3 protein-coding genes are annotated in these 2,859 nt (G+C 35.5%); all 3 read right to left on the minus strand.

Features of this window, described 5'->3' with window-relative positions; all coding sequences use genetic code 11:
• Window positions 1-742: 742 nt before the first annotated feature.
• Window positions 743-1,297 (minus strand): nucleoside phosphorylase-I family protein, encoded by a 555-nt coding sequence (locus CXF69_RS14550; RefSeq protein ID WP_198551512.1) that lies wholly within the window; start codon window positions 1,295-1,297, stop codon window positions 743-745.
• Window positions 1,263-1,718, minus strand: a complete 456-nt coding sequence (locus tag CXF69_RS14555; RefSeq protein ID WP_198551513.1) for a nucleoside phosphorylase-I family protein — start codon at window positions 1,716-1,718, stop codon at window positions 1,263-1,265. Before CXF69_RS14555 ends, CXF69_RS14550 begins: the two co-directional genes overlap by 35 nt.
• Before the next feature lie 791 nt (window positions 1,719-2,509).
• Window positions 2,510-2,859: hypothetical protein (locus CXF69_RS14250; protein ID WP_180954798.1), on the minus strand; the 350-nt coding region annotated here is incomplete at its 5' end.

Here is a 2,859-nt window from a genome sequence, read left to right on the forward strand (position 1 = left end):
TCGCAGTTAGCAGTGTTTTGCTTTAACGGCGCTCTTCTCGTTCGTCAACTTTCTATACCTAGATAAAGCCCCCAACGCTCAAGCAAAGAGGGCTTTTCTTTGGCTAACATTAAGAATTATTTTGCCAATGCTACAACGTATATGCGAACCTTACTACTTACAGAACCACAGATGTTTTCATTGCGTATATATTATTTTAAAGCGAAACCCGTGCCCTAAAACAAAAGAGATATCTATCATCAGGCAAGACTATGCCGTTGAATATAACCAAATGTATTAGATTATACCTAGCCAGTAAAGTTTATAAACGATAAAAGACACCATAATATCCGCTTCTACCCTTTTAGTATGCTAGAGGAGAGAGCCGTGAGGTATTAGGCATTGATATTGGGACAAGAAGCACCTTTTACTGCGAGTAATAAGGTATCTTTATTATTTAGCTGAGTGGCACTGTCATCTTTTGAGTAACTTAGATAGAATGAGAAAACTCGCTAAAGATTGAATAGAGGTCTATATCAAGGATGAATCCTACAGCTTACTTAATCGTATACTATCTAACGAGCGTAAGCCGATCGAAGGCTTAATTATTTTCTAATCAAGCTGTAATGGAAGAGCTATATTGGTAGTAGAACTATAAGACATCGTAGTTCCCAGAATGAGTGTAAACCTACTCTAGGAACTACTTACTGCTTGCTAACTATTAACTGTCTGTTGTACTACTTAGAATTTATCTTGGAGTTCTTTATTCTTCTTTGAATTTTGGCACACCTTTTTCCCAGACATCCCAGTTATCAACGATGTGATCGACAGTTTTTGATCCCACTAGTACTATATTTTCTACTATTTCTGCAAAGCCACCAGCTGTTTCTCCTGGCGCTGGATCTAGATGTTGAAGCGTAGTCTCATTTGGATTACCTTGATCAAAATTCACTGCACCACGTAAGCTCATTATGCGTTCAATACCTACCGTTCTGTTGAGTACTTGTGCTATTGCAGCGGCTTCCATTTCAGTGATAATGTAATCATCTGCATTATATAATTTAGCGATGTATTGCGCTTGTTTAGACAATCCTGGACCATGAAAAAAGGTATCTCCTGTCATATGAGTGCCTACGGTTATAGCTGGGTTCCGTCGTGCTGCTGCATCAGGGTATTTCATTCGATATGCGCTGGCTTCTTTTGAATCTTTTAAAGCAACTGACTGGCTTAGATGTAGGTTCCATTTTAGCAGTTCAGAGTTAAGTTGATAGCGGCGAATATCTTCATAGCCTTTGCGGGGTGTAAAACGTATGTGCACCTTTTTCACCTTCTTCAGCTTTCCAGCGGTGACCTAAGTCATAATCTACGAGCCAAGACGCCCAACTTACATCACCTATCGTGCCTTTGCTCGGTGGTGTTCCTGCGACACCGCTTAGAACGAAGTAGCTTTTGCTAAAGTCAAATTTAGGAGAAAGTGTGATTGCTTGCATGGATGCTGAAGACCCTACTTTACCCATCCCTAATACCGAACCACAGACACCTTCGGAGTTACAATAAACTGGGCTATGGGCACCTTCTACTTTTATAGGCTTACTGTCTGTAAAGTATTGATTATACCAATGCTGAAATTCGCCTGCTTTATCTCCACTATTCTCACCAATTTCAAACATCGCTGCGATAAATACCTTTACTTGGATTTTATCTTGATGAGTTTCAGCTTGTGCATTACTGCAAAACATGAATATCATGGTAAAAACAGATAAATGAGAAAAATGTTTTTTTATAAACATATGGGGCGCCTATTTAAAGTATTTGTGTCTGGATTTATAATTTAATTAGCAATAACTAAAAAATTTGCTAAAACTAAATAAATGCTTACATATATCCAATATAGAATAGCATAATTTGTAGACAGGTTGGAGTGTTCAGTCAGTGTAGAGGGTAGGTCAAAAGGTTTTAGTTGGAGTAGAGTTTGCTTTCTCTACTAATTTTATTTAATTATTTATGCCGTGCAGTTGGTTTTTTCGATAAAGTATCTCAGGTATAGTTTTATCTATATCTTTGTGACCATATGCTATATTTCTTTGTTTATGAACTAACTATATATATAGCATCTGTGTTAATGGGTATTGGACTGGATATTTATTATTGTACAGCACTTAATAGCGACTCATACTATTTATGCTTTTCGTTATTTTAGGGCTTACTGATACTATTTTTAGGTTATCGGATATATATTTCAGTGTGTAGTAGAAAAAAGACATTTTTCTACTACACATTCTAGCCTTCTTTTTTTTGGGGTTACCTACTTACTACGATATTTTCTAAAGAAATGAAAACAATGTTGTTTGTCAAAAATTCAAATAATAGACTCATATCTAACCCCTTTGACTAACGCAAAAGGGGCTCTTTTTCGTCTGTAGATTGGTGTGGGAAAGCTACTAGTAATTGAGTTCATGAACTCTCCATATGATAGTCAAATAAAACTCTTATACGAAAAATTTGTCTAGAAAATATATAAAATAACAGATCATGATACATGTTTCTTGTCGAATATAAATACGTTGTGATGAATTGCTTCATTAATCTTTTGAATATTAAATGTTTTCTTATCTTCAGGTAATCGTAGTACTTTTGGTAGTCGTGCTATTGCCATTTTTTCATTAGCAATGGCATAGTGACGATAGTATTCATTTAAGATTTCATTGCAGTCAAATTCTACGTAAACAATATTATCATTATGTTTTTTAGCTAAATTTATTATGGACAGAAAAAACTCATTTTTCGCTTCATTTTTTGAATGTTCCACATCTTCTAAAGTATAATTTGGTGGGAAACCGACCTTTATTTTTTGCCAAATACTACCATTTTCCTTAGTTT

The organism is Psychrobacter sp. Choline-02u-9 (assembly GCF_002836505.1).
Taxonomy (GTDB): Bacteria; Pseudomonadota; Gammaproteobacteria; order Pseudomonadales; family Moraxellaceae; genus Psychrobacter.

Bases quoted from the DNA above. Each gene is read 5' to 3' on its own strand.
- CXF69_RS14555 (WP_198551513.1), bottom strand. From the start codon at position 1,718: ATGTTTTGCAGTAATGCACAAGCTGAAACTCATCAAGATAAAATCCAA.